20 protein-coding genes and 1 tRNA gene are annotated in these 22,126 nt (G+C 47.8%); 19 read left to right on the top strand and 2 right to left on the bottom strand.

Features of this window, described 5'->3' with window-relative positions; all coding sequences use genetic code 11:
* Positions 1-41 precede the first annotated feature (41 nt).
* The 7 genes from SPL68_RS10655 (at position 42) to greA (ending at position 8,216) form a co-directional block, all read left to right on the top strand.
* Positions 42-530 (top strand): phosphatidylglycerophosphatase A family protein, encoded by a 489-nt coding sequence (locus SPL68_RS10655; RefSeq protein ID WP_323815118.1) that lies wholly within the window; start codon positions 42-44, stop codon positions 528-530.
* Positions 527-1,129 (top strand): GTP cyclohydrolase II, encoded by a 603-nt coding sequence (gene ribA, locus SPL68_RS10650; protein ID WP_323815117.1) that lies wholly within the window; start codon positions 527-529, stop codon positions 1,127-1,129. Before SPL68_RS10655 ends, ribA begins: the two co-directional genes overlap by 4 nt.
* Positions 1,130-1,173: 44 nt before the next feature.
* A complete protein-coding gene (gene dapB, locus SPL68_RS10645) occupies positions 1,174-1,977 on the top strand; it encodes a 4-hydroxy-tetrahydrodipicolinate reductase (protein ID WP_323815116.1) in 804 nt (267 codons plus the stop codon).
* A gap of 37 nt (positions 1,978-2,014) precedes the next feature.
* The gene (locus SPL68_RS10640; protein WP_323815115.1) at positions 2,015-2,923 is read left to right on the top strand and encodes a DUF808 domain-containing protein; all 909 of its coding nucleotides are present in this window, start codon (positions 2,015-2,017) and stop codon (positions 2,921-2,923) included.
* A 413-nt stretch (positions 2,924-3,336) separates the two neighbouring features.
* Positions 3,337-4,494: a glutamine-hydrolyzing carbamoyl-phosphate synthase small subunit gene (gene carA / locus SPL68_RS10635; protein WP_323815114.1), complete on the top strand. Its 1,158-nt coding sequence runs from the start codon at positions 3,337-3,339 to the stop codon at positions 4,492-4,494.
* A gap of 11 nt (positions 4,495-4,505) precedes the next feature.
* Positions 4,506-7,727 carry a carbamoyl-phosphate synthase large subunit gene (carB, locus tag SPL68_RS10630; protein WP_323815113.1) on the top strand — a complete coding sequence of 1,074 codons (3,222 nt, stop codon included), beginning with the start codon at positions 4,506-4,508 and terminating at the stop codon, positions 7,725-7,727.
* 9 nt (positions 7,728-7,736) lie between these two features.
* The gene (gene greA / locus SPL68_RS10625) at positions 7,737-8,216 is read left to right on the top strand and encodes a transcription elongation factor GreA (protein ID WP_323815112.1); all 480 of its coding nucleotides are present in this window, start codon (positions 7,737-7,739) and stop codon (positions 8,214-8,216) included.
* 63 nt (positions 8,217-8,279) lie between these two features.
* On the opposite strand, the gene SPL68_RS10620 is transcribed toward greA, so the two are convergent.
* On the bottom strand, positions 8,280-8,582 hold the full coding sequence (locus SPL68_RS10620) for a YhbY family RNA-binding protein (protein WP_323815111.1): 303 nt from the start codon (positions 8,580-8,582) through the stop codon (positions 8,280-8,282).
* Between the two features lie 339 nt (positions 8,583-8,921).
* Here SPL68_RS10620 and ftsH point away from each other — a divergent pair, with 339 nt between their 5' ends.
* The 7 genes from ftsH (at position 8,922) to SPL68_RS10585 (ending at position 15,505) form a co-directional block, all read left to right on the top strand.
* Complete coding sequence (gene ftsH, locus SPL68_RS10615; RefSeq protein ID WP_323815110.1) at positions 8,922-10,829, top strand: ATP-dependent zinc metalloprotease FtsH; 1,908 nt, start codon at positions 8,922-8,924, stop codon at positions 10,827-10,829.
* Between the two features lie 174 nt (positions 10,830-11,003).
* Positions 11,004-11,792 (top strand): dihydropteroate synthase, encoded by a 789-nt coding sequence (gene folP, locus SPL68_RS10610; RefSeq protein ID WP_323815381.1) that lies wholly within the window; start codon positions 11,004-11,006, stop codon positions 11,790-11,792.
* A 34-nt stretch (positions 11,793-11,826) separates the two neighbouring features.
* Positions 11,827-13,164: a phosphoglucosamine mutase gene (glmM, locus tag SPL68_RS10605; protein ID WP_323815109.1), complete on the top strand. Its 1,338-nt coding sequence runs from the start codon at positions 11,827-11,829 to the stop codon at positions 13,162-13,164.
* A 257-nt stretch (positions 13,165-13,421) separates the two neighbouring features.
* Positions 13,422-14,147 (top strand): triose-phosphate isomerase, encoded by a 726-nt coding sequence (gene tpiA, locus SPL68_RS10600; protein ID WP_323815380.1) that lies wholly within the window; start codon positions 13,422-13,424, stop codon positions 14,145-14,147.
* Positions 14,148-14,187: 40 nt separating this feature from the next.
* On the top strand, positions 14,188-14,583 hold the full coding sequence (gene secG / locus SPL68_RS10595; RefSeq protein ID WP_323815108.1) for a preprotein translocase subunit SecG: 396 nt from the start codon (positions 14,188-14,190) through the stop codon (positions 14,581-14,583).
* A 19-nt stretch (positions 14,584-14,602) separates the two neighbouring features.
* Positions 14,603-14,687 (top strand) — tRNA-Leu (locus SPL68_RS10590).
* Between the two features lie 71 nt (positions 14,688-14,758).
* Positions 14,759-15,505 carry a tRNA-uridine aminocarboxypropyltransferase gene (locus tag SPL68_RS10585; protein WP_323815107.1) on the top strand — a complete coding sequence of 249 codons (747 nt, stop codon included), beginning with the start codon at positions 14,759-14,761 and terminating at the stop codon, positions 15,503-15,505.
* 314 nt (positions 15,506-15,819) lie between these two features.
* On the opposite strand, the gene SPL68_RS10580 is transcribed toward SPL68_RS10585, so the two are convergent.
* Positions 15,820-16,938 carry a DUF3530 family protein gene (locus SPL68_RS10580; protein WP_323815106.1) on the bottom strand — a complete coding sequence of 373 codons (1,119 nt, stop codon included), beginning with the start codon at positions 16,936-16,938 and terminating at the stop codon, positions 15,820-15,822.
* A 79-nt stretch (positions 16,939-17,017) separates the two neighbouring features.
* On the opposite strand from SPL68_RS10580, the gene rpe reads away from it, so the two are divergent.
* The 5 genes from rpe (at position 17,018) to trpC (ending at position 22,077) form a co-directional block, all read left to right on the top strand.
* Positions 17,018-17,698, top strand: a complete 681-nt coding sequence (gene rpe / locus SPL68_RS10575; protein ID WP_323815379.1) for a ribulose-phosphate 3-epimerase — start codon at positions 17,018-17,020, stop codon at positions 17,696-17,698.
* Between the two features lie 336 nt (positions 17,699-18,034).
* Positions 18,035-19,546: an anthranilate synthase component I gene (gene trpE / locus SPL68_RS10570; protein WP_416377425.1), complete on the top strand. Its 1,512-nt coding sequence runs from the start codon at positions 18,035-18,037 to the stop codon at positions 19,544-19,546.
* On the top strand, positions 19,543-20,124 hold the full coding sequence (locus tag SPL68_RS10565; RefSeq protein WP_323815105.1) for an anthranilate synthase component II: 582 nt from the start codon (positions 19,543-19,545) through the stop codon (positions 20,122-20,124). Before trpE ends, SPL68_RS10565 begins: the two co-directional genes overlap by 4 nt.
* A gap of 92 nt (positions 20,125-20,216) precedes the next feature.
* A complete protein-coding gene (trpD, locus tag SPL68_RS10560) occupies positions 20,217-21,248 on the top strand; it encodes an anthranilate phosphoribosyltransferase (RefSeq protein WP_323815104.1) in 1,032 nt (343 codons plus the stop codon).
* A gap of 31 nt (positions 21,249-21,279) precedes the next feature.
* Positions 21,280-22,077, top strand: coding sequence for an indole-3-glycerol phosphate synthase TrpC (gene trpC / locus SPL68_RS10555; RefSeq protein WP_323815103.1), 798 nt, complete (start codon positions 21,280-21,282; stop codon positions 22,075-22,077).
* Positions 22,078-22,126: the final 49 nt, after the last annotated feature.

The following is a 22,126-nucleotide window of genomic DNA, read 5'->3' as shown; positions in this document are numbered from 1 at the left end:
CCTAATATTTAAATGCCAGCCTAATATTAAAACACCAACCTATGATTAAAACGCCCAGCTTTAAAGAATTATTGGCCAATCCCAATCATCTATTTGCATTCGGGTTTGGCAGTGGCTTGGTCAAAAAAGCGCCTGGAACTTTTGGCACTCTCGCAGCTATTCCTTTTTTTTTATTGCTACAACATTTGTCTTGGCCGCTGTATTTAAGTTGGTTGTTCGTCACCTTTGCCTTGGGCGTTTACTGGTGTGATCGCTCATCAAAAGCGCTTGGTGTTCACGATCACGGCGGTATTGTATGGGATGAATTTGTCGGCTATTGGCTCACCATGTTTATGGCGCCGACCGGATGGCAATGGATTTTATTAGGCTTCATTCTGTTTCGTTTTTTTGATGTATTAAAACCCTGGCCAATTAACTGGCTGGATAAAAAAGTTCACGGCGGTTTCGGCATTATGATCGATGATGTGCTTGCCGGAATTTACGCACTGATAGTGCTGCAGCTGATTGCGTTTTCTGTGAGGTTCTTGTGACCGTAACTTATGTAGAGTCATCCAAATTGCCGACCCCTTGGGGCATTTTTGTTATGCACGGTTTTTGCGATGAAGAAAATTACAAAGAGCACGTGGTGCTCACCATGGGTGATATCAGTGGTGATGAGCCGTTGCTCGCGCGTATTCACTCTGAATGTTTAACGGGCGATGCGTTGTTCAGTATGCGCTGCGATTGCGGCCCCCAGTTGCAAGCGGCCATGCACAAAATTGCGCTCGCAGGTCGCGGTGTGATTTTTTATTTGCGACAGGAAGGGCGTGGCATAGGCTTGCTCAATAAAATCAAAGCCTATCACTTGCAAGATCAGGGCGCGGACACTGTTGAAGCTAACGAACAATTGGGCTTTGGTGCGGACATGCGCGATTACTCAATCCTCAAGCCCATGCTTGAGCATTTGAATATCAAAGCATTGAAGTTGCTGACCAATAATCCACGCAAAGTAAAAGCATTACAGGATATGGGCATTAATGTGGCGGAACGTATCCCGCATCAAACCGGGCGCAATCCGCACAATGCGAAATACCTGGAAACTAAACAGGGTAAGCTTGGGCATCTGTTTAATAGCGATGACGACGAATAAAACTACATTATTTTTCTGACTTTTTTGATTCTGGAATTAACACCATGATACGCATTGCAATCGCCGGCGCTGCTGGCCGTATGGGAAAGGCATTGATTGAGTCCACCCATAAAAACCCTGAAGCCACTTTGGGCACAGCCATTGTTCGCCCCGGCAGTTCACTGATTGGTGTTGATGCGGGCGAATTAGGTAATGTAGGGAAATTGGGCGTTGCGATAACTTCATCGCTCATCGATGTGGTTGAAAAATTCGATGTGTTAATCGATTTCAGCTCGCCTGCTGCAACACTCGAAAACGCAAAAATCTGTGCGGCTCACGCCAAGCCAATCGTGATTGGAACCACCGGTTTTAACGCAATGGAAAAGGCTGATTTGCTCAGCCACAAAGTGCAAATTCCTCTGTTGCTCTCTGCGAATTTTTCTACCGGCGTAAATTTGTGTTTTAAACTGCTGGACTTGGCTGCGCGTGTACTCGGCGATGATTATGATGTGGAAGTTTACGAAGCGCATCATCGCCACAAAGTAGATTCTCCTTCAGGTACTGCGGTGCGCATGGGTGAAGTCCTGGCAAATGCACTGGAACGTGATTTGGATAAAGTGGCTGTTTACGGTCGCGAAGGTCAAATCGGTGCGCGCCCGCGTGACACTATTGGTTTTGCGACAGTGCGCGGTGGCGATGTGGTGGGCGATCACACTGTAATGTTTATGGCTGATGGTGAGCGCGTAGAAATTACTCACAAAGCTTCCAGCCGTTTAGCATTTTCTAATGGTGCCGTCCGCGCAGCGATTTGGTTACAAAAAGAAAAGTCTGGTCTGTTTGATATGCAGGATGTTTTGGGGCTGCGTTAAGGTTTTTTCATCATTTTTAACGTGCAGGGAATCGATAATGGCAGGCTCAAGTTTATTAATGTTGCTCGATGATATCGCCACTGTGTTGGATGACGTGGCGGTCATGACCAAAGTGGCGGCGAAAAAAACTGCTGGTGTATTGGGGGATGATCTAGCACTTAATGCACAGCAGGTGCAGGGAATTCGCGCTGAACGTGAACTGCCGGTGGTGTGGGCAGTTGCTAAAGGCTCCTTCCTCAATAAGGCCATCTTGGTTCCAGCGGCCTTGTTGATTAGTGCTTTCGTTCCCTGGCTAATCGTACCCTTATTAATGATTGGTGGTACCTATTTATGCTTTGAGGGATTTGAAAAGCTCGCGCATAAATTTCTTCATCCCAAACACGAAAAAGAGCAACATCAGCGCGAGTTGATCGATGCTGTTGCTAATCCTCAAGTCGATTTGGTCGCTTTTGAAAAAGAAAAAATCAAAGGCGCTGTGCGTACCGACTTTATACTCTCTGCTGAAATTATTGTTATCGCGTTAGGCACAGTGGCTGCTGCAACCTTTATCAAACAGGCGGTAGTCGTAGCGAGCATTGCTTTACTGATGACTATCGGCGTTTATGGTTTTGTTGCCTTGATTGTCAAGCTAGACGATATGGGCGCGCACCTGTGTACCAAACCGGGCTCCATCACTCAATTTTTCGGCAAAGTTTTGCTTGCCGCTGCGCCCAAACTAATGCGCTTTTTGGCTGTAATTGGCACTGCGGCAATGTTTATGGTTGGTGGAGGCATAGTTACTCATAACATCGCCTCTATTCATCATGGGATTGAACATCTAGCTCACGCCACTGAACCACTGGGGTGGTTAACATCGTCGGTATTAAATGGTTTAGCGGGAATTGCGATTGGTGCATTGGTTTTGGCGGCAGTCACTTTGGTGAAAAAGCTCTTCATCAAAAAGTAATTCCGCTGGTGCGAGCCTTATTGGGGCAGATTCCAATAGACAGCAAAGCGACACTCCCGTAGAATTCGCAGCCAGATTACGCCCTGCTCCAGATTGGGCGGCAAAAGAATACAAATGGTTCGCACAAGAACATAAAAAGGCGAGATGAGATTTGGGTTTCATCTCGCTTTTTTACAACCAGACGTTTTGCAGCCTGACTAAATTTGCCTTTTAACTCAATAGCTTATCGTGTTGATCACCTCAATCGTGTGATATGCGACTGACTTGTTGAGCCCAAATAAAGCCAAGGCTAAACGCTCAAGCGAACGCAATCGGTTTATTAGCTTGCTTTAAGGGTACCCCCGTCGTTTAGGTGAGAACCTTGCTTCAGGGTGTTGTCCAAGCCAAAACCCCAACCATTTCAGGAGGTTGTTTTGACTACTCAGGAATCTCTTCCTGCCCCGAAGAAGGCCATTTTGGTCCTCGCCGATGGTAGTGTTTTCCGCGGTACCGCCATTGGTGCTGAAGGTTTATCTGTTGGTGAGGTGGTGTTTAACACTGCAATCACAGGTTATCAGGAAATTCTTACCGATCCATCCTACGCCCAGCAAATCGTTACCCTGACTTATCCCCATATCGGCAATACCGGTACCAACTCTGAAGATGAAGAGTGTGAGCGTATCTGGGCGACCGGTTTGGTTATCCGCGATTTGCCGCTGCTGGCGAGCAACTTCCGTAATCAGGAAAGCCTTTCTGATTATCTGAAAGCGCGCAACGTGATTGGTATCGCCGATATCGATACTCGTCGCTTAACCCGCCTGCTGCGTGATAAGGGTGCGCAAAATGGCTGTCTGATGGCTGGCGATAACATTGATGAGGCCAAGGCTCTTGCCGCTGCTAAGGCTTTTGGCGGTTTGAAAGGCTTGGATTTAGCTAAAGAAGTGACTGTTGCTGAATCTTACAAGTGGAATGAAAGCAGCTGGTCGCTGACCGAAGGGCACCAAGTGTTGGATGGCGCCAAGCCATTCAAAGTAGTTGCTTACGATTACGGCGTTAAGCGCAACATTCTGCGTATGCTGGCAGATCGCGGTTGTGACCTGACAGTAGTCCCTGCAAAAACGCCGGCGGCTGATGTGCTGGCGATGAATCCGGACGGTATTTTCCTCTCCAATGGCCCCGGCGACCCTGAGCCATGTACTTACGCGATTGAAGCGATCAAAGAATTTCTTGAAACCGATACGCCCGTATTTGGTATTTGCCTTGGCCACCAACTGTTGGCGCTGGCCTCAGGTGCCAAGACTATCAAGATGAAGTTCGGCCATCATGGCGGTAACCATCCGGTGCAGGATCTGGACACTAAGCGTGTAATGATCACCGCGCAAAACCACGGATTTGCAGTGGAAGAGAGCAGTCTGCCCGCGAATCTGCGCGCAACTCATAAATCGCTGTTCGATGGTTCTCTGCAAGGTATTCATCGTACCGACAAGCCAGCATTCAGCTTTCAGGGTCACCCTGAAGCGAGCCCTGGCCCGCACGAAGCCGATACTTTGTTCGACCACTTTATTGAATTGATGCAAGCCCGCAAGTCTTAATCGGAGCCGACATGCCAAAACGTACCGACATAAACAGTATTTTGATTCTCGGCGCTGGCCCGATTGTTATCGGCCAAGCCTGTGAGTTCGACTACTCTGGCGCCCAAGCCTGTAAAGCACTGCGTGAAGAGGGTTACCGTGTAATTCTGGTTAACTCCAATCCAGCAACCATCATGACCGATCCGGCGATGGCGGACGCAACCTATATCGAGCCGATTGAGTGGCAGACAGTTGCAAAAATTATCGAAAAAGAGCGCCCCGATGTAATCCTGCCAACCATGGGTGGCCAGACTGCATTGAACTGCGCACTGGCACTTGCCAAAAATGGCGTGCTGGAAAAATACAATGTTGAATTGATCGGCGCAAAAGAAGAAGCCATCAACATGGCGGAAGACCGCAACCTGTTTGATCAGGCGATGAAGCGCATTGGTCTTTCTTGCGCGCGCGCGAAAATTGTTCACAGCTTGGAAGAAGCGCGTGAAGCGCCGAAAGAGTTCGGCTTCCCGTGCATTATTCGTCCGTCATTCACCATGGGTGGATCTGGTGGAGGTATTGCTTACAACTGGGATGAGTTTGAAGAAATCTGTACCCGTGGTTTGGATCTTTCTCCAACCAACGAATTGTTAATCGACGAATCGCTGCTCGGCTGGAAAGAGTACGAGATGGAAGTGGTGCGCGATAAAAACGATAACTGCATTATCGTGTGCTCCATTGAAAACTTTGACCCTATGGGTGTTCACACCGGCGACTCGATTACCGTTGCGCCAGCGCAAACCCTTACCGATAAGGAATACCAAATCATGCGTAATGCATCGATTGCGGTATTGCGTGAGATCGGCGTAGAAACCGGTGGTTCTAACGTGCAATTTGCGGTGAACCCAGTTGATGGTCGAATGGTGGTTATCGAGATGAATCCGCGTGTATCGCGTTCATCTGCGCTCGCATCTAAAGCAACCGGTTTCCCGATTGCAAAAATCGCTGCGAAATTGGCGGTAGGTTACACCCTCGACGAATTGAAAAACGACATCACTGGCGGTGCAACGCCAGCATCGTTTGAGCCATCAATCGATTACGTGGTTACTAAAGTGCCGCGCTTCACTTTTGAAAAATTTGGTGATGCCGATGCGCGTTTGACTACGCAAATGAAATCCGTTGGCGAAGTCATGGCGATTGGCCGCACTTTCCAGGAATCTTTGCAAAAAGCCCTGCGCGGTTTGGAAGTTGGCTCAGCCGGTTTTGAATCAAAAGTGGATTACACCACTGAAGAAGGCGCGGCAAAAGTTCGTCGCGAATTGACTACTGCTGGCGCTGAGCGTATCTGGTATGTCGGCGATGCATTCCGCATGGGCTTGAGCGTTAACGATGCTTTCAATCTCTCCAAAATTGACCCTTGGTTCTTGGTGCAAGTTAAAGAGCTAATCGATTTGGAATTAGGTTTGCGTGGCAAATCCCTGAGCGACTTGGATGCAGACAAATTGTTCCAGCTTAAACGCAAAGGTTTTTCCGATAAGCGCTTGGCATTGTTATTAGGTGCTTCTGAAAAAGATGTTCGCCATTACCGTCAAGGCTTAAGCATTCGTCCTGCATACAAGCGAGTTGATACATGTGCGGCGGAATTCTCTACTTCGACGGCGTATATGTACTCCACTTATGAAGAAGAGTGCGAAGCTAACCCAAGCGATAAGAAAAAGATTCTGGTGATCGGCGGTGGCCCTAACCGTATCGGTCAAGGTATCGAATTCGATTACTGCTGTGTACACGCTGCATTGGCGATGCGTGAAGATGGTTACGAAACCATTATGGTGAACTGTAACCCTGAAACCGTTTCTACTGACTACGATACCTCTGATCGCTTGTTCTTCGAACCAGTGACCTTGGAAGATGTATTGGAAATCGTTCACAAAGAAAAACCGGTTGGCGTAATCGTGCAGTTCGGTGGGCAAACTCCGCTGAAATTAGCGCGCGCACTGGAAGCGGAAGGTGTACCTATTATTGGCACCAGCCCGGACGCAATCGATAAAGCAGAAGACCGCGAACGCTTCCAGCAGATGATCAACAAGCTTGGTCTGCTGCAGCCGCCAAACGCGATTGTTCGCTCGCTGGAAGAGGCATTACTGGCTGCTGATAAAGTTGGCTATCCATTGGTGGTTCGTCCGTCTTATGTATTGGGCGGCCGTGCAATGGAAATCGTGTATAAAGAGGAAGAGTTGCGCACTTATATGCGCACCGCGGTACAAGTATCAGAAGATGCCCCCGTATTGCTCGACCACTTCCTGAATAACGCTATTGAAGTGGATATCGACTCGGTATCGGACGGCAAGCAAGTTGTTATCGGCGGCATCATGCAGCACATTGAGCAATGCGGTGTTCACTCAGGTGACTCGGCGTGTTCATTGCCACCGTATTCGTTGCCTGCTGATGTGCAAAACGACATGCGTGAGATCGTTAAGAAAATGGCGATCGAATTGGGTGTAATTGGTTTGATGAATACCCAGCTTGCCTATCAGGACGGCAAAATTTACGTGATCGAAGTAAACCCACGTGCATCACGTACTGTTCCGTTCGTTTCCAAGTGTATTGGTGTGTCTTTGGCAAAAGTAGCTGCACGTTGCCAAGCTGGTGTGTCACTGGAAGAACAGGGCTTTACCAAAGAAATTATCCCAACCTATTTCAGCGTGAAAGAAGCGGTATTCCCGTTCAACAAATTCCCGGCAGTTGACCCAATTCTTGGGCCAGAAATGAAATCTACCGGTGAAGTGATGGGTGTTGGCGCGAGCTTTGGTGAGGCTTACGGTAAATCGCAATTGGGTGCTAACAACCGTATCCCATCAACCGGCACTGCATTCCTGAGTGTTCGTGATATGGATAAAGACGGGATTGTCAGTGTTGGTAAAGATCTCGCTGAACTTGGCTTTAAGTTGGTTGCGACACGCGGTACCGCAGATGTATTACAACAGGCTGGTTTGACTGTGCAGGTTGTAAACAAGGTGCAGGAAGGTCGTCCGCATATTGTGGATATGATCAAAAACGATGAGATTGATCTGATTCTGAATACTGTTGAAGGTCGTCAGGCAACTCGCGATTCGTCTTCAATCCGCCGTAGTGCTGAAAACCATCGCGTGTACTACAACACGACTTTGGCTGCGAGTCAGGCGGTATGCATGGCGCTGAAACAAGGTCAGCATATTGAAGTGCGTCGCTTGCAAGATCTGCATCAGCAATTGAACAAATAAGGATTGTCCATGAGCACTAAATTTCCTATGACTATTCAGGGCGCAGAAAAACTTGCGCTTGAGTTGGAAGATCTGAAAAAAGTTCAGCGTCCGCGTATCGTGCAGGCAATTGCCGAGGCGCGTGAGCATGGCGACCTGAAAGAAAATGCCGAATACTCTGCTGCGCGCGAGCAGCAGAGTTTCTGCGAAGGTCGTATTCAGGAGATCGAAGGCAAGCTCAGCAATGCGCAGATTATCGATGTCACCAAAATTCCTCATTCTGGAAAGGTGATCTTCGGTACCACTGTAACCATCATTAATCAGGATACCGATCAATCAGTTACCTATCAGATCGTAGGTGATGATGAGGCGGACGTGAAAGCCAATAAGATTTCCGTTAACTCACCCATCGCCCGTGCATTAGTGGGTAAAGAGGAGGGGGATGTTGTGGTGGTGCGCGCGCCGGGTGGCGATGTGGATTACGAAATCGATCAGGTTGAACACATCTAAGCTAGAATTTTGTTGATAAAAAAACCGCCTGCTGGCGGTTTTTTTATGTCTGCTATTTGGGGCTTATCGATGCAGATTAGAGAGCTTGGGGTTAGCTCTTTTATTGTGGCGATAGAGTAAAACTACTTTGCCTATTTCCTGAATTAGCTCAACATTCGGCAAGGCAACCAGTTCTGCCACAACTTCTTTGCGGTCTTCGCGTTCGGCAATTGCCAGCTTAACTTTAATTAGCTCGTGGTCATCCAGCGCACGGTTGAGTTCTGCAAGAACTCCTTCGCTCAAGCCGTTGCCAGCGATGGTCACAATGGGATTAAGCTTGTGGCCAATAGTACGAAATTGTTTTTTGCGCTCTGGGTTAATCGGCATACACTTACCTTAAGGATGAAAGAAATAACGGCGGCCATTCTACTGCATTCTGTCCGCTTGCGTTTGAAATTACCTGATTTAGCCAATCAAGGGTTGTAATTTGAGTCCCCAATCCCCACATGCGCTTTATAGAACAAGTATGTTTAGCATCTGGCTTTTATGGTTCAAAGTGGTATGTGTATCACTTCAAATGCCTGATTTAGATGCGAAAAAGACGTTAAGCTATGAAAAAAGCAACGATTTCAGCCAGTAAATATGCAACTATCTGTAGCTGGCGGCCTGTAGAATGGACGTGGCGACCAGTCATTAAAAATGTGATGTAACTGTGAGGAATCTTCCTTGAACGATATAACCAAGAATCTCGTGCTGTGGCTGGTCATTGCCGTAGTCCTCTTCAGCGTATTTGATGGCTTTAATAAACCGTCATCGAATAACACGCTTAATTACTCGGATTTCATCTCCAGTGTACGTGATGACCGTGTGCAAGAGGTCGTTATCGACGGACTGGTCATCGAGGGGGTCTACAGGGACAACACTACTTTCAAAACCATCCGCCCCCAAATTCCAGATCAAAAATTGATGGATGACCTTTATAACCACAATGTGGTGGTTAAAGGCAAAGAACTTGAGCAGCCAAGTTTGTTGCATCAGCTGCTGGTGGCTAGTTTTCCTATCCTGATCATTATCGCGGTGTTCTGGTTCTTTATGCGCCAAATGCAGGGTGGTGCTGGTGGTAAAGGTGGCCCCATGAGCTTTGGTAAAAGCAAAGCACGTTTGTTAGGTGAAGATCAAATTAAGACGACATTTGCCGATGTTGCAGGTGTAGATGAAGCAAAAGAAGAAGTGCAAGAACTGGTTCAGTACCTGCGCGACCCCACTAAATTCCAGCGTTTAGGTGGCCAAATTCCCCGTGGCGTGTTGATGGTCGGCCCTCCGGGTACAGGTAAAACATTACTTGCTAAAGCTATTGCTGGTGAAGCAAAGGTACCTTTCTTCTCAATCTCAGGTTCAGATTTTGTAGAGATGTTTGTTGGTGTGGGCGCAAGCCGTGTACGCGATATGTTTGACCAAGCTAAGAAGCAGGCGCCTTGCATCATCTTTATCGACGAGATCGATGCTGTGGGTCGTCATCGTGGTGGTGGTCACGGTGGTGGTCACGACGAACGCGAACAAACCCTCAATCAGTTGTTGGTTGAGATGGATGGTTTCGAAGGCAACGACGGTGTAATCATTATCGCTGCAACCAACCGTGCCGATGTGCTCGATAAAGCGCTGTTGCGTCCTGGTCGTTTTGATCGTCAAGTTTATGTTGGTTTGCCGGATATTCGTGGCCGTGAGCAAATCCTGAAAGTGCATATGCGCAAGGTGCCACTTGATGAGCGTGTGAGCGCTTCGGTTATCGCGCGTGGCACACCGGGCTTCTCTGGTGCAGAGTTGGCAAACCTTGTTAACGAAGCTGCATTGATGGCTGCGCGTGGTAATAAACGTTTGGTAACTATGGAGGATTTTGAAAAAGCGCGCGATAAAATCATGATGGGCGCTGAACGTAAATCGATGGTGATGAGTGAAAAAGAGAAGGAAAATACCGCTTACCACGAGGCGGGGCACGCCATCATCGGCTGCATAGTTCCTGAGCATGACCCGGTGCATAAGGTTTCAATCATTCCTCGCGGTAGAGCTTTGGGCGTGACTCACTATTTACCTGAGGAAGATAGATACAGTTACAGCAAACGCGCATTGGAATCCAGCTTGTGCAGTTTGTTTGGTGGTCGTATTGCTGAAGAGATGACACTTGGTTTTGATGGTGTGACAACAGGTGCATCTAATGACATTGAGCGTGCTACCAGTTTGGCACGCAATATGGTTACCAAGTGGGGCCTGTCTGCCAAAATGGGACCGCTGCATTATGGTGAAGAGGAGGGTGCATATCCCGGTATGGCAACGCAGTCCTACTCTGATGACACGTCAAAAAGTATCGATGAAGAGGTGCGTCGTATCATCACTGATTGTTATGCGCGTGCAACCAAGATACTTGAAGATAATCGCGACATTCTCGAAGCCATGAAAGATGCATTAATGGAATATGAAACTATCGATGCTGAGCAAGTTGCCGATTTGATGGCGCGACGTAAAGTGCGCCCTCCGCGCGAATGGAATGACGATGACTTCAATAGTCATCTGCGCGATAAAGATGCTTCAGGCGAAACACCTGCGGGCCCAATCGGAGGTCCAGCAAACACCCATTAATTGGTTGCTTATGCTGTCAGGCATGTAAAATAATTGAGTGTCAAAGAACCCCGAGCTTGCTCGGGGTTCTTGTTTTTAGTGATTGATGATATTGAGGTGAGCCATTTGTCTAGTTCCGGCCTATTAACGCTAATATGTGGAAAACATCATCTGGATCTGTCGCAACCTGTAGTGATGGGGATACTCAACACAACGCCCGACTCCTTTTCGGATGGCGGTAATAACTACATCAATAACCAGTTGTCGATTGATGTGGTCTTGCGTAAAGCCGAGGAAATGTTAGTAGATGGTGCGCGTATCATTGATGTTGGTGGTGAGTCGACTCGCCCCGGAGCAGCAGTGGTTTCTGAGCAAGAGGAGTTGGATCGCGTAATCCCGGTAGTTGAGGCACTAGTAACAAAACTGGATGCATTAGTGTCAGTTGATACCAGTACTGCCTCAGTGATTCGAGAGTCCGCCCAAAAAGGCGCTGGCCTCATTAATGATGTAAGGGCATTGCAGCGTGAAGGTGCGTTGATGGCTGCCGCTGGGAGCAAGCTGCCTGTATGTTTGATGCATATGCAGGGGCAGCCAGAGAATATGCAGGCTCACCCCGAATATGTCGATGTTGTTAGTGACGTAGATGTTTTTTTGCGAGAGCGTATCGAGGCGTGCCTCAATGCTGGAATCGCGCGCGACCAGATAATTCTTGACCCTGGATTTGGCTTTGGTAAAACACTCGCGCATAATCTCGCGCTTTTGCGGCGTTTGCCAGAATTAGGTGAACTGGGTTATCCCCTGCTGGTGGGGATGTCACGCAAATCAATGGTGGCGCAATTGCTTAATCGCCCAGTGAATGAGCGTTTGGCTGGCAGTTTGGCTTTGGCACTACTTGCGGCTGAGCGTGGTGCAAAGATTATTCGAGTGCATGATGTCGCTGAAACGGCGGATGTTTTAAAGGTTTTTGCTGCAGTGACTGAGTAATCACAGCAGTATTATTGTTAGTGGAGTAGGAATTATGTCTCGCAAGTATTTTGGAACTGATGGCATCCGTGGTTTGGTTGGCGAAGCGCCAATCACCCCTGATTTTATGCTCAAGTTGGGTTGGGCTGCTGGCTGCGTGCTCAAAGATCGTTTTGATGGGCAAAACATGATTCTGATTGGCAAAGATACACGTATTTCCGGTTATATGTTTGAGTCTGCATTGCAGGCAGGCTTGATCAATGCTGGTGTTGATGTTGGTCTGTTGGGGCCTATGCCAACGCCGGGGGTTGCTTATCTTACACGTACATTTAAAGCTCAGGCGGGAATTGTTATTAGTGCCTCGCATAATAGCTATGTCGATAATGGCATCAAGTTCTTTGGGGGTAATGGCAGTAAGTTGCCAGATGAGTTGGAGAATTTGATCGAGGCGCAGCTGGAACTTCCAATGTCAACCAGTGAAAAATTGGGTAAGGCTCGTCGAATTGCCGATGCATCAGGCCGTTATATCGAATTTTGCAAAGGGACTATGCCTTGGGGATTTAACCTTAAAGGTATGCATATAGTGCTGGACTGCGCAAACGGCGCAACTTACAACATTGCGCCTGATGTATTCACTGAGTTGGGCGCTCGTGTTACCTCGTTGTTTGTGGAGCCAAATGGCACCAATATTAATCGAAGCTGTGGTTCTACCAAGCCCGAGGCTCTGCAAGAAAAGGTTGTTGAGCTAGGGGCGGATCTTGGTATCGCGTTTGATGGCGACGGTGATCGCGTGGCTTTCGTCGATCATAAAGGCGAGTTAGTCGATGGTGATGAGTTGCTGTTTATTATCGCTGCCTATCAACAGGAATATGCGGGTGGTTGTGATGGCGTAGTAGGCACACTGATGAGCAACTTTGGGTTTGAGTTAGGGCTCAAAAAGCTCAATATTCCATTTGCTCGTGCCAAAGTAGGTGATCGTTATGTCATAGAGATGATGCGCAATAACGGTTGGCGTTTGGGGGGCGAAAACTCGGGTCACATCGTGTGTAGTAATGTAACTACCACGGGGGATGGGGTTATTTCCGCTCTTCAAGTGCTGTTGGCTATCTCGACTGCAGGGGAGTCATTGCATCAAGTCAAAAAAGGCATGCATAAACTGCCGCAAGTGATGATTAATGTCCATATGGCGAAGCGAGTTGATATCGCGGGCAATGAGGCTGTGCAGAAAGCGGTGAAGCTCACAGAGGGCAAGCTCGCGGGAACTGGGCGAGTGCTTTTGCGTCCATCAGGCACTGAACCGGTTGTGAGAGTGATGGTTGAAGGTGAAGATAAAAAACAAGTGAAAACACTTGCACAGGAGCTAGCAGCAGCAGTTGAAACCGCACTGAGTTGATAGGTTGCTTATAAGATGGTTTTCGCAAAATCTTACATTAAATCATTTGTTGTGATTTTATTCGTTGTGAGTGTTTTGTGTGCGGTGTTGTGGCGGGCAATTTGTTCTGATCTATGAAAAATCAAAAAAACAGATAAAAAACAGGATGTAAGCAAAGATTTGGTTGTATGTTCAAATCTACTTAGCTACCATTGGCGCCCGCTTTGGGGGAGGTATTGCTGTTGAACAAAGCAAGTAACGCCAAGCGTCGCCAACTGGTGGTTGGCAACTGGAAAATGAACGGAAATCTGCGCGAAAATGCAGAACTGTTGGGCAAAGTCGTAGCGGGTTGGCAGTGCGAGCACAGTGCTGAAGTTGTGATTTGTCCGCCATTTCCCTATCTGATTCACACCGCGACGGTTTTGTCTGGCTCGAGCATTTTAATAGGAGCGCAAACCGCCAGTGAGCATTCAAAAGGTGCTTACACAGGTGAAGTTTCAGCGGTAATGCTTGCAGATTTGGATTGCAAATTTGCAATAATTGGTCACAATGAGCGCCGCAGATTACAGGGTGAAACTGATGAGCAAGTTGCCCGTCAATTTGCCGCAGTGCAAAAAGCTGGTTTGATTCCAATACTCTGTGTAGGTGAATCTTTAGAAGATCGCGAACAGAGCAAACAATTGGAAACTATAAAAAGACAGCTCGAAGCTGTTTTTTCCTTAGAGGGTAAGGCTGTATTTAAAAATGCAGTTTTAGCTTATGAACCAGTCTGGGCAGTAGGAACAGGTAAAACGGCGACACCGGAACAGGTTGAAGAAGTGCATAAATTTATGCGCTCACAACTGGGTGATCTAGCTGAAGAAGTAAGAATTTTGTACGGTGGCAGCGTTAAAGCGCACAACGCACAACAATTGTTCGCGTTGCCTGATATAGATGGCGCCTTACTTGGTGGTGCATCTTTAGACGCTGATGAATTTTTAGCAATTTGTAAGGCTGCAGATTAATTCTCCAGCTAAACACCAAATGCTCAAGAGAGCTTTAGTAATGGAAAAATTAGTTTTAATTATTCATTCACTCGCTGCATTGGCCATTATTGGTTTGATTTTGCTGCAGCAAGGTAAAGGTGCAGCTGCTGGTGCTTCATTTGGTGGCGGTGCATCGCAAACTGTGTTTGGTAGTGAAGGTAGTGGTAATTTCTTTACCCGTGCAACTTGGATTATTGCAACAGTATTTTTCTGTACCAGTTTTGGTTTAGCAATTATTGCAAAAAATCATTCAAAAGTAGCAACACAAGGCTTAGTGGTTCCTGCAGTACAGCAACAAGAAGTTCCAACTGCTTCTGATGTTCCAGCAAGTGAAGTTCCAGCTGCTACATCTGATGTTCCTGCTGTAAATGCCGAATCTGCTCCAGCAGCAGATACACAAGTAGAGCAGCAGTAAGAGTATTTAAAAGGTTAATGCCCCGGTGGTGGAATTGGTAGACACGCTATGTTGAGGTCGTAGTGGCGAATGCTGTGCCGGTTCGAGTCCGGCCCAGGGCACCAAATAAAAAGCGCTCAATAGAGCGCTTTTTTTTCGTCTGTATATTTTGGGGTTTGTGGTGGTGGGTGGTTTGATGGCAGGTCAATATTCAAATCAATATTTGCGATTGCGGGCGCAGCGGTTGGCGTTGTCGACGCGTGAGTTTTTGGCGCGGGGGAAATCGGTTACTCGCTGTGAATCTTGCCAGCTTGCTGTGTTTGCTTGCATCTGCCCTTGGCGACCGGAGTTGCAAGCGCGCTCTGAATTTATTTTGTTGATGCATACCGACGAGGTGTTTAAGCCGACCAATACCGGCCGCTTGGTTGCAGAGGTGTTGCCTAAGCAGACACATGTTTTTTGTTGGAGTCGAACTGAACCGGCACAGGAACTTATCGATTTATTAAATGACCCCATGCGCCGTTGTCTTATTGTATTCCCGGCTGATGCGAATAAGGCTGCATCCAGCCCGCGAACTTTGGTCACAGAATTGCCGGCTGATGACAAAATCAATACGTTTATTTTGCTGGATGGAACCTGGAAGCAAAGTGGCCGTATGTTTCATTTAAGCCGATGGTTGGAGCATGTTGCCTGTATTGTGTTACCCGAATCCTTGGTGCGCGGCTACGCAGTGCGAAAATCTCATCAGGAGCACTATCTGTCGACCGCTGAAGCGGCTGGATTGTGTTTGGAGATGGCTGGCGAGACGAAAGTGGCGAATGCGATACAGGATTATTTTCAGCTTTTTAATGTGCATTATTTAGCGACTAGAGGGGCTTTTCCGCCTGAAGTTGGTGAGTTGCACGAGCGAATGCTGGGGTATAGGGACGGCGATCGAGCCTAATTTGACCATATTTCCGCTGCACTCAGGCGAATTGCTGCTGTCCGGTATGGTTGATTTCCTACAAGTTTTAGTGAGTTTTACGACTATCGCCCAATGTGGGTTTGCTTGAAAATGGCTTCAACAAGGAGGTAGTCAGGGACGGTAAGTCGACCAAGCAGGGTCAAGGGAAGCGCCTATTTATAGCGTCATTTCACTCGGTTTAATCATGCTTAAATGACGTTAACTGAATTCGATACAGGGAGTGTTGGATTCAGTACAAAAAAGAGGGTCAGCATTTGCTGACCCTCTTTTTTATTATTGCTGCTAATGTCTCGTCACTGCTGATTCTCAGTTTTTTCATCTTTGTTCGTAAATTCATCGCCGCTGGCTTTTTGCTTCATAAAGCCGCGCACTCTCCCCAGTAAATAACCTTGATAATCCTGAGCGACTGATCTTGGCGGGTTATCGATTAATAGTTGTTGGTAGTCAACAACTTTGTTGCGCATCGCAACCGCTCTATGCAGCTCTCTGGATGTTTTTTGCTCGGCATCCTCCGGGGTGAAAAAAATATCCAGAATCGGCAGCTCTTTTGCCGCAAAAATACTACTCAGCTCTTCTTTGTTGAGCGGTTCCTGCTGTTGCAAATTAGTAATTGCCAGCGCTTGTAACGGCCCATCGATGGTTGTTGGATCTTCCGGGTTCTCTTTAATTTGTGGGATTAAGCTTTGCAGCACTTGATGGGCAGAGCTATTGTCCGTCAACACGACAACATTGAAGCGCTGGTTCTCGTTCAGGAAATTAAAGGCTGAAGTGACGTAAGCGCTTATCAATACTTCGCGTGCCACACTGGATGAGCTAGCAGCAGAGCTTAATGTACTGCTGGATGATTCTTGCTCAGTCGCAGGCGCATTAGCTGTTTGGTCACTTGTTGTATCGCCAGAGGTTTCGCTCTCGGTACTGGATGCAGATGCACTAGATGAGGATGAGCTTGGTCGATTGGGAATAGCTGCCGGAAATTGGTGTGGCAGGCTAATCGCAAGCGTCTCCCAGCCATAGCGCGGCAGATTGGCGCGCAGGCTCTCAAGCGCAGCTGGCCAAAATTGCGGATCTTCAGCAGCGTGAAATAGCACGAGTACACCCAAGGTTTTTTTCGCTTCTGTGGGGCGATAAAGGGCGAGGATTTTGCCGTATTCGGTATTCAGCCATTGCGCTTCATCTTTAGTCGCATCAGCGAATAGGCTTTTGTTGCGCATGTCGCGCGAAGGATAAAGTAGTGGTTCTGAGGATGCGCTACTTGATCTGACCTCAATGGTTGTAGCCACCGGCTCACTATTTTCCTCGGGCGCTTGTGCCAATACAGGCAGCGTCAGCAGGCAGAGTGCAATTAATCCACCCATACAAACTGTGCGACTTTTGATGATTCCTGTTGGCCATAGGCTGAGGATTGAGATCATGGATTGGCTCGGAAGTGGTTTTGGTGGCAAACCTTATCACGTAGAATGCGCGCTGCCATTCATCAATATCGGGATATTTATGCAGAACTTTAAGCGAGATTACCAAATTGCCCCTTCAATTCTCTCTGCCGATTTTGCGCGCTTGGGAGAGGAGGTGGATGCTGTGCTCGCAGCGGGTGCCGATATCATCCATTTTGATGTGATGGATAACCACTATGTGCCCAACCTGACCGTCGGCCCAATGGTGTGCAAGGCTTTGCGCAAATATGGCGTAACTGCCCCTATTGATGTGCATTTAATGGTGGAGCCGGTTGACGACCTTATCGTTCAGTTCGCCGATGCAGGTGCGACCTACATTACCTTTCATCCTGAAGCTTCGCGCCATGTAGATCGCTCGTTACAGCTCATTAAAGACAAGGGTTGTAAGGCGGGGTTGGTACTGACGCCAGCCAGCTCACTGGATTACATCAAATACGTTATGGGCAAACTCGACATGCTGCTGTTGATGTCAGTTAACCCCGGTTTTGGCGGTCAGGCATTTATTCCTTATGTGCTCGATAAACTCCGTGAAGCGCGTGCGCTGATCGATGCCAGCGGTTATCCGATTCGCCTTGAAGTGGATGGTGGTGTTGGCTTGGCCAATATTCGCGAAGTGGCCGCTGCGGGTGCCGATACTTTTGTGGCGGGTTCTGCGATTTTTAATGCTCCCGATTATGCGGCTGTAATAGCCCAAATGCGCGAACAGCTAGCGCTGGTTTAATCGGTCGCAGATTTATATATAGCTGGATGGTTTGAGGGTAGGCATAGTCAGATTAATTCAGTAAACTTGCCCTCAGCTTATATAGGAATCACCCTCGTGAAACTCGCAACCTACACTACAGAGTGCGCTGCCTACCTTGCCGCCCGATGGCGTCGCTAGTTCATACCGCTTTGCCGAAATCCTCGCCGATTTTGCGCTAAGTCTGCCTTCCTTGTTTGCGCATCGGACTCTGTTGATTGTTTTAATTAATGGCGTCCCATTAAGAGGTCTGCGCAAATACACTATTGATAAAGATAAAAACTCGCCCCTTAGTCTGGCGAGCTTAAAGGTAATCCCATGAATTCCGACCCGTTTATTGATCAGGAAAAATTTGCCCAATTGGCTGCGCAAGGTTACAACCGAATTCCCGTTATGCGTGAGGTCCTTGCCGACCTGGATACCCCTCTGTCGTCTTACTTGAAGCTGGCTGCTGGCGCTTACTCTTATTTATTTGAATCTGTGCAAGGGGGCGAAAAGTGGGGGCGTTACTCCATGATCGGTCTGCCTGCTCGCACAGTGTTGAAAGCCTTTGGCGATGACATCCAAATCGAGCGCGATGGCGTCGTGGTAGAAACTCACAATTGCGCCGATGCATTGACCTTTGTTGAAGAATTCAAGCAGCGTTATCGCGCGCCGGAGTTGCCCGGTTTGCCACGTTTTACTGGCGGATTGGTCGGTTATTTTGGCTACGACTGTGTGCGTTATGTTGAGCCGCATCTGAAAGCTAGCACACCCAAAGATGTGATAGGCACGCCCGATATTTTACTCAGTGTATCCGACGAAGTTCTGGTGTTTGATAATCTCGCTGGCAAGTTGATTTTTGTCGTTCACGCTAATCCTGAAATTGAAGATGCGTTTAATAAAGCCAATGCGCGTCTGGATGAGCTTGAATCAAAACTACGCGGCGAAATACCTGCCACGCCCAGTTTGTCACTGGGAAATAATGGTCACAATGAACCGAGTTTTGTATCCAATACAGGTGAAGAAAACTTTCATCAGTATGTCGATAAAATCAAAGATTACATTCTGGCTGGCGATACCATGCAAGTGGTTGTCTCCCAGCGTTTATCGATTGATTTTACTCAAGAGCCAATCAACCTTTACCGCGCGCTGCGAAATCTAAATCCATCGCCCTACATGTACTTCATGGATCTTGGTGACCATCATGTAGTGGGTTCAAGCCCTGAAATTCTGGCGCGCTTGGAAGATGGTGAGGTTACTGTGCGCCCGATTGCCGGAACCCGCCGCCGCGGTTACACGCCGGAAGAAGATAAAGCCTTGGAACTAGAGTTAGTGAATGACCCTAAAGAAATCGCCGAACATTTAATGTTGATCGACTTAGGGCGCAATGATGTAGGTCGCGTTGCAAAAATTGGCAGCGTCAAACTGACTGACAAAATGGTGGTTGAGCGTTATTCACACGTAATGCACATCACCTCTAATGTCACAGGTCAGTTAAAAGATAATTTACGGGCGATGGATGTACTGCGCGCAGCGCTTCCCGCGGGAACCTTAAGTGGTGCACCCAAAATTCGTGCGATGGAAATTATCGATGAATTGGAACCGGAAAAGCGTGGAATTTATGGCGGCGCAGTGGGTTATATCTCTTGGAATGGCAATATGGATACCGCAATTGCGATACGCACAGCAGTCATTAAAAACGGCAAGCTTTACGTGCAGGCAGGTGCTGGTGTAGTGGCTGACTCAGTACCCGCACTGGAGTGGAAAGAAACCATGAATAAAGCGCGTGCGATTTTTAAAGCCGTTGATATGGTAGGTGTTGCCGCTGTGCAAGGGGATGAAAAATGATTCTGATGATTGATAACTACGACTCCTTTACCTACAACCTGGTGCAATATTTTGGCGAGTTGGGCGCGGACATCAAAGTCGTGCGCAATGATGAGATCACGATTGATGAAATCGCCGCTTTGGCCCCTGAAAAAATTGTGATTTCTCCCGGCCCTTGTACTCCAACTGAAGCGGGTGTATCGGTTGATACCATCAAAACCTTTGCGGGAAAAATTCCACTGCTTGGCGTTTGTTTGGGGCATCAAAGTATCGGCCAAGCGCTGGGCGGAAAAGTAATTCGCGCGCCCTATGTGATGCATGGGAAAACATCGCCTGTGTATCACAATAACAAAGGTGTATTTGCCGGTCTGAAAAATCCCTTCCAAGCTACTCGCTATCATTCGTTGGTAATTGAAAAAGAATCGATTCCTGAGTGCTTGGAAATTACTGCCTGGACGCAAAATGAAGATGGCAGCATGGCTGAAATCATGGGTGTAAAACACAAAACGCTCGCGTTGGAAGGTGTGCAATTTCATCCTGAGTCGATTTTGACTGAGCACGGGCATGACATGCTGCGCAATTTTTTAACAGCGTACTAAATCTTGCTGAAAAATTGACTTGCTAATAACACAAAAGTGCACATTTAAAACTCGACCTGACACAGTGCACTAATACTTAAAAGGTGATGGCAATGGATATCAAACAAGCGTTAACAAAATTAGTGGCACGCATCGACCTGAGCACGGAAGAAATGATTTCTGTGATGCGTATTGTCATGACCGGTGGAGCTACTCCTGCACAAATCGGCGGCTTTTTAGTTGCGCTGCGCATGAAAGGTGAAACGCTAGACGAGATCACTGGCGCTGCAATGGTGATGCGTGAATTGGCTACACCAGTGGATATAGATGTGCCTTTTCTGGTAGATACCTGCGGTACGGGTGGTGATGGTGCAAACCTGTTTAACATTTCTACTGCGAGTGCATTTGTCGTTGCCGCTGCGGGTGGCCGCGTTGCCAAACATGGCAATCGCTCTGTTTCCAGCTCAACGGGCAGTGCAGATGTTTTAGAGGCGGCCGGCATCAAATTGGATATTAGTGCAGAGCAGGTAGCACGCTGTGTACGCGAAATTGGAGTAGGTTTTATGTTTGCTCCTGCGCATCATTCTGCGATGCGCCATGCCATAGGGCCGCGCAAAGAGTTGGGTATGCGCACCGTCTTCAATATGCTTGGCCCTATGACCAATCCTGCGCGTGTTAAGCGTCAGGTGATAGGCGTGTTCAATGGTGAGTTGTGCAAACCTATGGCGGAAGTTTTGGCGCGCTTGGGAAGTGAGCATGTGATGGTTGTCCATGCCAAAGATGGCTTGGATGAGATCAGCTTATCTACCGAGACTCAAATTGCTGAATTAAAAGATGGCGAAATTCGCGAGTACATCATCAAACCCGAAGATTTTGGAATGCAATCCAAAAGTTTGATTGGCTTGAGTGTATCTAATGCGGAAGATTCGCTGTTGTTGATTCGCGACGCACTGGGGAACCGTCGCGGCCAATATGCTGAAAAAGCAGCAGATATAATCGCCTTGAATGCCGGTGCAGCGATTTATGTCAGCGGTGTGGCCAGTACCTTATTGGATGGTGTGGAAATGGCGCGCGATGCAATCGGTAGTAGCTTGGCTGGCGAAAAAATTCGCGAGCTGGCGGCTTTTACCCAATATTTGCAATAAGTTAATCGAACGATTTTTTTTGGAAAAGCTCATGTCTGATACACCAACAGTACTGCGTAAAATTATTGCGCGCAAATGGGAAGAAATTGCTGAGCGCAAAGCGCAGGTTTCACTTGAAGAGTTAAAAGTGCACGCTGCTGCGCAGGCGCCCGCGCGCGGTTTTGTAAAAGCCATTGAATCAAAGATTGCGCAAGGCAAAGCGGGAGTGATCGCTGAGATTAAAAAGGCATCGCCGAGCAAAGGGGTAATTCGCGAGCACTTTGTGCCAGCAGAGTTGGCGCGCTCTTACGAGCAGGGTGGTGCTGCTTGTCTGTCGATATTGACCGATGTTGATTTCTTTCAAGGTGCAGATGCGTATTTGCAGCAGGCGCGTGCAGCAGTGAGTTTACCTGTTATTCGCAAAGACTTTTTGGTCGACGAATATCAAATCTATGAAGCGCGTGCGATGGGGGCAGATTGTGTATTGCTGATCGTCGCTGCACTAACGGCGGATAAACTGAAAGAATTAAATTCACTCGCCTATTCCATTGGTTTGGATGTGTTGGTGGAGGTGCATGATGAGGCTGAGTTGGATATTGCCTTGGAGTTGCCAAACAAATTAATCGGCATCAACAACCGCAATTTGCATACTTTTGATGTGACATTAGAAACCACTTATCGGTTGCTTGATAAAATTGGCAGCGACCGAATTGTAGTGACCGAGAGCGGAATTCTTGCTCCTGCAGATGTACAGGCAATGCGCAGTAAAAATGTAAATGCGTTTTTGGTGGGTGAGGCTTTTATGCGCGCAGATGAGCCGGGCGTGGCGCTGGCTGAATTTTTTGCATAATTCCACAATCGCTTTAGCTGAGTAAAAACAAAGCCCGCATTAAGCGGGC

The organism is Cellvibrio chitinivorans (assembly GCF_035117775.1).
In the GTDB taxonomy this organism is placed as follows: Bacteria; Pseudomonadota; Gammaproteobacteria; order Pseudomonadales; family Cellvibrionaceae; genus Cellvibrio; species Cellvibrio chitinivorans.
The sequence above is the reverse complement of the archived record's forward strand: the minus strand, read 5'-3'. Positions and strand labels throughout refer to the sequence as shown.